The following is a 7,507-nucleotide window of genomic DNA, read 5'->3' as shown; positions in this document are numbered from 1 at the left end:
GGGAGAGCACTTCAGACAACGAAGCGAATTGGTCGGGAGAAACGCGAGAGATGGCATCCACTGCCTGACTGAAATGCATAAAAAAATCCGGAACCCTTAACATGGATTCCGGATTTTCTCTTGTCTGATCAGCAAGTTAAAGAGCTTAACTGATCGGTATTAACCCATATGGGTGCCTTTTCAATAGCGGTGGCTGGGTTTAGCCAGCCAGGTTCTGGTTGGCGAACTCCCAGTTCACCAGCGCCCAGAAGCCTTTCAGGTAGTCCGGACGGACGTTGCGGTAGTCGATGTAGTAGGCGTGTTCCCACAGGTCGACGGTCAGCAGCGCGGTCTGGCCGGAAGTCATCGGCGTGCCGGCGTTGGAGGTGTTGACGATCTCCAGTTCGCCGTCGGCGTTTTTCACCAGCCAAGTCCAGCTGGAGCCGAAGTTGTTCACGGCCTTGTCGTTGAACTCATCCTGGAACTTGTCGAAAGAACCCCACTTGGCGTTGATCGCGTCAGCGATTGCGCCGGTCGGCTCACCACCGCCGTTCGGGGCCAGGCAGTGCCAGTAGAACGTGTGGTTCCAGATCTGTGCTGCGTTGTTGAACACGCCGCCGGCCGGAGCGGTCTTGATGATCTCTTCCAGGGACTTGCCTTCGTACTCGGTGCCCGGTACCAGACCGTTCAGCTTGACCACGTAGGTGTTGTGGTGTTTGCCGTGGTGGAAGTCCAGAGTTTCCGCGGAGATATGCGGTTCCAGAGCGTCTTTGGCGTACGGCAGCGGCGGAAGTTCAAAGCTCATAAGTTTCACCCTCTTTGATACGGCTGTCATTGGCGGCCAACGGACGAATGGCGGTTTATTAGTAGAATCCGGCGGTCCGTTGCCCACTTTAAAAGTTAGAAGCGTGCTGATCATATCACCGACAATCCGCCTTTTCATGGTACAAAAGGTAGTGGTATTCGCCCGGTGCAACAGTTAGGCGGCTGCGACCAAAGTCCGCTGGTGGTAGGGCCATGGCTGCTTGAGAATGGCGGGAATATAACAATAACGCAGGGCGTAGTATGAGTAAGGTGTTTTTGTGGATCGGCGCAGTGGCGCTGGCGGTATTTGTGCTGAAGAGCCAGTTTCTGAACTCCAAGACCTGGCAGCCGTTCATGGACGGCTGCATGGCCAGCGGCGGTGCCAGCGAAGCCCAATGCAGTTGCCTGACCGACTATGTCCACAAACATTTCTCCGACCGCGAGGTCGGCATGATCATGCGCCAGCAGACCGGTGACGGCGCCTTCGCCAGCAAGGTGGAGGAGGTGGTGCGCGGCGGCACCCGCCAGTGCGTAGCGGAATCCTGAGCGTTACCGCATAGCTGTACGACCGGCTCAGTAGTCCAGCTGGTTAAGTGGGAACGCCGGGTCGCCGATCACCAGGAACCAGGGGTTCTCCAGCGACTCGCGTTGGTTGTAGCGCAGTGGTTCGAGCCGTTCGGCATCGACCAACCGGCCACCGGCGGCCTCGACAATCGCCTGGGCGGCGGCGGTATCCCATTCGCTGGTCGGGAACAGCCGTGGATAAACATCGGCTTTGCCCTCGGCAATCAGGCACATCTTTAATGAACTGCCGATATTGGTGGTGTCGATTCCATTGAATTGATCGGCGATCCCGGCCAGCAGCGTGGCGTTGCGATCTTCGCCATGGCGGCGGCTGGCGATCACCGTCAGAATCTCGCCCAGTGGCCGGCAGTGGATCGCCCGAGGCGGTTGGCCGTCGCGCTGCTTCCAGGCGCCGAGTTCCCGGCCGCCCCAGTACAGGGTGCCGGTCGGCGGCACGTAGATCAGTCCCAACAACGGCGCACCCTGCTCGATCAGGGCGATATTGACGGTGAACTCGTCGTTGCGGCGGATGAACTCCTTGGTGCCGTCCAGCGGATCGATGCACCAGAACCGCTGCCAGTTGCGGCGCTGCTCGAAGGGGATCGCGGCCGCCTCCTCGCTGAGCCGGGGGATCTCCGGCGTCAGTGCCGCCAGCCCCGCCTCGATCACCCGGTGGGCCGCCAGATCCGCCTCGGTCAATGGCGAGTCGTCTTCCTTGCTACGGACACCGAACTCCTCCCGTCGATAGACCTGCATGATCGCCTGGCCGGCATCGCGGGCGATCTGCTTCAACTGTTCCAACTGCTGGTTATCGATCGGCATGGTTCAGTCCAGTTTGCCTTGCTGGACAAGGTCGCGGGTCATCAGCAGTGCGGCGATCGCCCGGGCTTCGTGAAAATCGTCGCGGCCGATCAGTTCATCGAGCCGGCTCAGCGGCCAGCGCACCACCTCCATCTGCTCCGGCTCGTCGCCCGGCAGGCGGCAGGGGTAGAGATCGCGGGCGATGATCGCGGTCAGCCGGTGGCCCATGTAGTTCGGCGCGGTGGACATCACCTTCAGCGTCTGCAGCTGGCGTGCGCCGAAGCCGGCCTCCTCTTTCAGTTCGCGATCGGCCGCCTGCAGTGCGTCCTCGCCCGGGTCGATCAGTCCCTTCGGCAGGGTCAGCAGGTAGTCTTCCATACCGGCGGCGTATTCGCGGATCAGCAGTACCTCCTGCTCGGCGGTCAGCGCCACCACCATCACCGCGCCGTGGCCCCGGCTGGCGAGCCGTTCGTAGGTCCGCTCTGCACCGTTACTGAAGCGCAGCTGCAGTTCCTCGACCTGGAACAGCCGGCTGCGGGCGGTGGCGGTAATCTTCAAAATATCGGGCTTTACGGGCATACTGAAGGTCTTCCTGAAAACGATTGCTGACGAGAACTCTGCCTATCCATGCTGTACTGGCCCGATATAGACACCGTGTTGCTGGACATGGATGGAACCCTGCTGGACCTGCACTTCGACACCTACTTCTGGCTCGAACACCTGCCGCTGCGCTATGCGCAGATCCATGCGCTGGAGCCGGACGAGGCCCGGGCCTGGCTGCATCAGCGTATCATAGCGGAGAAGGGCACACTAAACTGGTACTGCCTCGATTACTGGAGCCGCGAGCTGAACGTCGATATCGTCCAGCTGAAGGAGGAGATCGCCGAACGGATCGCTTTCCGCCCTTATGTGCAGGATTTCCTGGCCCGGTTACGCAGCGAGAATATCCGCGCCGTGATCGTCACCAACGCCCACCGCGGCAGTCTGAACCTGAAGATTCGCAAAACCGGTATCGACCAACTGGTCGACCATGTGATCAGCTCGCACGATTACCAGCTGCCGAAGGAAGATCCAATGTTCTGGCAGCGGCTGCAGCAGGAGGAGCCGTTCGATGCCGAGCGCACCCTGCTGATCGACGACAGTCTGCCGGTGTTGGAGTCGGCCCGCCAGTACGGTATCCGCCACCTGCTGTCGATCGTCCAGCCGGACAGCCAGCAGCCGGCGCGCAGCATCGAGCAGTTCCGCAGTATCGGCCACTTTGACGAGCTAAGTCCGAGCAAAAAGATATGACTCAATCACAGGATCTGAAGGTCCGCCTCGACAAATGGCTCTGGGCGGCCCGTTTCTACAAGACCCGCGCCATCGCCAAGCAGATGATCGAGGGCGGCAAGGTGCATTACAACGGCCAGCGCAGCAAATGCAGCCGACTGGTGGAGATCGGTGCCGAGCTGCAGATCCGCCAGGGCTTCGACGAGAAAACCGTGATTGTCGAGGCGCTGTCCGATCAGCGTCGTGGCGCCCCCGAGGCGCAACTGCTCTATCGGGAGACCGAGCAGAGCCAGCAGCAGCGCGAAGAGGCCGCCGAACGGCGCAAACTGATGCGTGATGCGCCGGCCCAGCGGCCGAACAAGAAGGATCGCCGCCAGATTCGCGGCTTCAAGGACCAGACGTTCGACTGAACGCCCGGCAGTTTGTCTGGTCTGCTTGGTGCCCGGCTAAGGGTTGAAAAACGGCAGCCGGCCCAGCAGTGGTAGCCGGCCGAACAGTGCGACCAGTGGTCGCAGCAACCGCCAGCACGCGTCGGTCGCCCGTTGCAGCAGCGGCGTGCAGAACGCCCAGCTCAGCGTGACCAGCGCGGTGAAGGTGCCGCCGACCAGGTTGTCGCTGGCCCAGTGGGCGCCGCCGACCACCCGTGGCAGCATCAGCAGCAACGCCAGCCCCAGCGGGATCAGCCCAAGCAGCTTGTTGCGCAGGTTCAATGCCAGCATGCCGACCCAGCACAGCAGTACCGCGGCATGATCGCCCGGAAAACTTTGGCCGGAGCGATCCTTGGTCGGGATATCCGGGGCCAGCTCGCTCAGCATATAGGCCGGTTGCAGCACCAGCGAGGCGCTCGGCCCCGAAATGCCCTGCGCCACGGCCCACTCATGCAGGCTGCGCCGCACCAGGAACATCAGCACCATCAGCAGAACGAAGCCGATCAATGCCGGCTGCAGCTGGCGTCGCTGCAAGCCGAGGCCGCTGAAGGTCAGCGTGGCGAGAATGATCAGTGCGGCAACCGTATCGCTGGCGCGGACATTGGCCCAGGCCCAGAAACGGGCCCAGTCGCCGCCGTCGGCCAGCGAGCCGTTCAGTTGGAAAAACAGCGCCTGATCCAGGCTGCGCCAGAGCTCGTGGCCGGTGGGCCAGATGAAGCTGGCCAGCAGCAGTGCGGCGGCCAGATGACCGAACAGCAGGGGCAGGGGGCGCCAGTGACGGCAGAAAACAGTGGCGGCTTGGGCGGTCATCTCGGGTGAGGTCCCTTCACGGTGGTGTGGTATACTGGCGGCGATTTTAACACCCTCGTAACCTTGCCTCTAGAACGCCTTCCTGCGTGAGAACGATAGCCCATGTGTGATTCCGATAAAATCCAACGAATTCTGTTTGAAAAGCTCGATATTCGCGGCGTATTGACCGGTTTGGAGCAGAGTTACCAGGAGGCGCTGGTCAAACATGATTATCCGCCGCTGATCCGCCGCATCCTGGGCGAGATGATGGCGGCTTCGGTATTGTTGAGCGCCAACCTGAAGTTCGAAGGGCGTCTGATCCTGCAGGCGCAGGGCAGCGGCAATGTGCGCCTGCTGATGGCCGAGTGCAACGACCAGCAGCAGCTGCGTTCGATCGCCCGGTTCGAGGATGGGCTGCCGGACGATGCCGGCTTTGTCGAACTGCTCGAACAGGGCCAACTGGTGATCACCATCGAACCGCGTGAAGGGCGTCGCTATCAGGGGGTGGTGCCGCTGGAGGGCGAGCAGCTGAGCGACTGCCTGGAGGCGTACTTTCGATATTCCGAGCAGTTGGACAGCCAGATCCACCTGGCGGCGGATGGTCAGCGGGCGGCCGGTTTCCTGCTGCAGGTATTGCCGGCCAGCGGTAGCCAGGCCGAGGATTGGCAGCGGATCGGCTATCTGGGCTCCACCCTGAAGGCGGACGAGTTGCTGCAACTGGATAACGAAACCCTGCTCTTTCGGCTGTTCCACGAGGAGCACTGCCGGTTGGCCGAGCCGCAGCCGGTCAGCTTCCGGTGCGATTGTTCACGCCAACGCACCGCCGAAAGCCTGCGCTTCATGACCGAAGCCGAACTTCGTGAGATCCTGACTGAGCAGGGAGTGATCGAAGTAGCCTGCCAGTTCTGCAACACCCATTACAGCTTCGATGATGCCGATATCACCGCGCTGTTCTCCGATACCGGTTATGCGCCGGGCTCGGACGCCCGCCACTGAGGCTGATCGGGTTGTGCGGCGCACAAATGAGAGCGATTATCGCCAATGGCGCTGTTGACAAATTTTGTGCAATAATACGCCTCCCTGAATCCTGACACCGGCTGTGCACAGGGGTATAGCCAACTCCATATTTGCTTTTCAGGTAACGTTATTGGCACCTAGCCAAGGGAACCCAGTAATGACCAACGAGACAACCGTAAATGTCAATCTGAGCCGTGCTCAGCTTGTAGAACGGGCTATTCAGCGCGGTGAAGGCACTCTGGCCGACACCGGTGCGCTGGTAGTCACTACCGGTAAACGTACCGGTCGCTCACCGATGGATCGTTTCATCGTCGATGAGCCCAGCACTTCCGACGCCATCGACTGGGGAAATATCAACCGCCCGTTCGATGCCGACAAGTTCGACGCACTCTGGACCCGGGTCGAAGAATACCTGGCGGACAAAGAGCAGTTTGTTGCCAATGTCCACGTCGGTTCCGATCCGAACCACTATCTGCCGGTTAAAATGACGACAGAAACTGCCTGGCAGAACCTGTTTGGTCAGAACCTGTTCATCCGTCCGGATGAATTCAACCCGAAAGGCAAGGAAGAGTGGCAGATCATCAACGCCGCCGGCTTCGTCTGCGAACCGGAGCGTGACGGCACCAACAGCGATGGCTGCGTCATCCTGAACTTTGCCAAGCGCAAGGTGCTGCTGGCCGGCATGCGTTATGCCGGTGAGATGAAAAAAGCGATGTTCTCCGTGCAGAACTTCCTGCTGCCGGAGAAAGACGTGCTGCCGATGCACTGCTCCGCCAACATCGGTGAAGACGGCAATACCACGCTGTTCTTCGGTCTGTCTGGTACCGGTAAAACCACCCTGTCGGCCGACCCTGAGCGTTACCTGATCGGTGATGACGAGCACGGCTGGGGCAAGGGTGTGGTGTTCAACCTGGAAGGTGGTTGCTATGCAAAGACCATCAACCTGAGCAAGAAGAACGAGCCGATCATCTGGGACGCGATCCGTTTCGGTGCAATCGTCGAGAACGTCAAGCTGGACGAGACCCGTACAGCGGATTACAACGACACCAGCTTGACCGAGAACGGCCGTTGTGCGTACCCGCTGGAGCATGTCGAGAAGCGTTCTGATACCAACATGGGTGGCGAGCCGCAGGCGATCGTGTTCCTGACCTGCGACCTGACCGGCGTTCTGCCGCCGGTGTCGATCCTGTCCAAAGAGGCTGCGGCCTACCACTTCCTGTCCGGTTACACCGCCCTGGTCGGTTCCACCGAGATGGGTTCCGGTGGTGGCATCAAGTCCACCTTCTCCACCTGCTTCGGTGCACCGTTCTTCCCGCGCCCGGCTCACGTATACGCCGAGCTGCTGATGAAGCGGATCGAGGAGTTCGGCTCCAAGGTCTACCTGGTCAACACCGGTTGGACCGGCGGAGCTTACGGTACCGGCGAACGTTTCAGCATCCCGACCACTCGCGGCATCATCGCTGCAATCCAGAGTGGCGCGCTGACCGAGGTGGAAACCCAGCACCTGGCGGGCCTCAACCTGGCCGTGCCGACCAGCGTGCCGGGCGTGGATGCCACGTTGCTGAACCCGCGTGACACCTGGGCGGACAAAGGCGCTTACGATGCCACCGCCAACGACCTGATCGGCCAGTTCGTCAACAACTTCCAGAAGTTCGACGGCGTCTCCGAGGCGATCATCGAGGCCGGCCCGAAGCTGTAAGCGGTACCGGTTGGATATAAAAAGCCCCGCAATTGCGTAATGCCGATCAGTTAAGCTCATTGAGCCGCTGATTCTGCGAAAGAAAATCCGGAATCCTTAGGCAGGATTCCGGATTTTTTCTTTTCGAAGATTTCAGGGGAAAAGTCGAACTGGACCA

At 60.5% G+C, this 7,507-nt stretch carries 9 protein-coding genes; 5 read left to right on the top strand and 4 right to left on the bottom strand.

The genetic code is table 11. The features are described 5' to 3' along the window. Window positions 1–199 precede the first annotated feature (199 nt). On the bottom strand, window positions 200–784 hold the full coding sequence (locus K6T12_RS21020; protein ID WP_222224935.1) for a superoxide dismutase: 585 nt from the start codon (window positions 782–784) through the stop codon (window positions 200–202). A 260-nt stretch (window positions 785–1,044) separates the two neighbouring features. Here K6T12_RS21020 and K6T12_RS21015 point away from each other — a divergent pair, with 260 nt between their 5' ends. Beyond that, window positions 1,045–1,329, top strand: coding sequence for a hypothetical protein (locus tag K6T12_RS21015; protein WP_222224934.1), 285 nt, complete (start codon window positions 1,045–1,047; stop codon window positions 1,327–1,329). Window positions 1,330–1,356: 27 nt separating this feature from the next. On the opposite strand, the gene cysQ is transcribed toward K6T12_RS21015, so the two are convergent. Together cysQ and nudE are read right to left on the bottom strand one after the other, a co-directional pair. Continuing rightward, the gene (gene cysQ / locus K6T12_RS21010; protein WP_222224933.1) at window positions 1,357–2,169 is read right to left on the bottom strand and encodes a 3'(2'),5'-bisphosphate nucleotidase CysQ; all 813 of its coding nucleotides are present in this window, start codon (window positions 2,167–2,169) and stop codon (window positions 1,357–1,359) included. Window positions 2,170–2,172: 3 nt separating this feature from the next. Next, entirely contained in the window at window positions 2,173–2,727 is a 555-nt protein-coding gene (gene nudE, locus K6T12_RS21005; RefSeq protein ID WP_222224932.1) for an ADP compounds hydrolase NudE, read from the bottom strand. Window positions 2,728–2,775: 48 nt separating this feature from the next. Between nudE and yrfG the strand changes: the two genes are divergently transcribed. Beyond that, a complete protein-coding gene (gene yrfG, locus K6T12_RS21000) occupies window positions 2,776–3,438 on the top strand; it encodes a GMP/IMP nucleotidase (RefSeq protein ID WP_222224931.1) in 663 nt (220 codons plus the stop codon). Further along, window positions 3,435–3,827, top strand: a complete 393-nt coding sequence (gene hslR / locus K6T12_RS20995) for a ribosome-associated heat shock protein Hsp15 (protein ID WP_222224930.1) — start codon at window positions 3,435–3,437, stop codon at window positions 3,825–3,827. Before yrfG ends, hslR begins: the two co-directional genes overlap by 4 nt. A gap of 36 nt (window positions 3,828–3,863) precedes the next feature. On the opposite strand, the gene K6T12_RS20990 is transcribed toward hslR, so the two are convergent. Beyond that, window positions 3,864–4,655 carry a phosphatase PAP2 family protein gene (locus K6T12_RS20990; RefSeq protein ID WP_222224929.1) on the bottom strand — a complete coding sequence of 264 codons (792 nt, stop codon included), beginning with the start codon at window positions 4,653–4,655 and terminating at the stop codon, window positions 3,864–3,866. A 102-nt stretch (window positions 4,656–4,757) separates the two neighbouring features. Here K6T12_RS20990 and hslO point away from each other — a divergent pair, with 102 nt between their 5' ends. Together hslO and K6T12_RS20980 are read left to right on the top strand one after the other, a co-directional pair. Further along, window positions 4,758–5,630, top strand: coding sequence for an Hsp33 family molecular chaperone HslO (gene hslO / locus K6T12_RS20985; RefSeq protein ID WP_222224928.1), 873 nt, complete (start codon window positions 4,758–4,760; stop codon window positions 5,628–5,630). A gap of 178 nt (window positions 5,631–5,808) precedes the next feature. Beyond that, on the top strand, window positions 5,809–7,350 hold the full coding sequence (locus K6T12_RS20980) for a phosphoenolpyruvate carboxykinase (protein WP_222224927.1): 1,542 nt from the start codon (window positions 5,809–5,811) through the stop codon (window positions 7,348–7,350). Window positions 7,351–7,507 lie beyond the last annotated feature (157 nt).

It is taken from the genome of Marinobacterium arenosum (assembly GCF_019795155.1).
In the GTDB taxonomy this organism is placed as follows: domain Bacteria; phylum Pseudomonadota; class Gammaproteobacteria; order Pseudomonadales; family Balneatricaceae; genus Marinobacterium_C; species Marinobacterium_C arenosum.
Note: the sequence above shows the minus strand (reverse complement) of the source record. Positions and strands in the feature narration are given on the sequence as shown.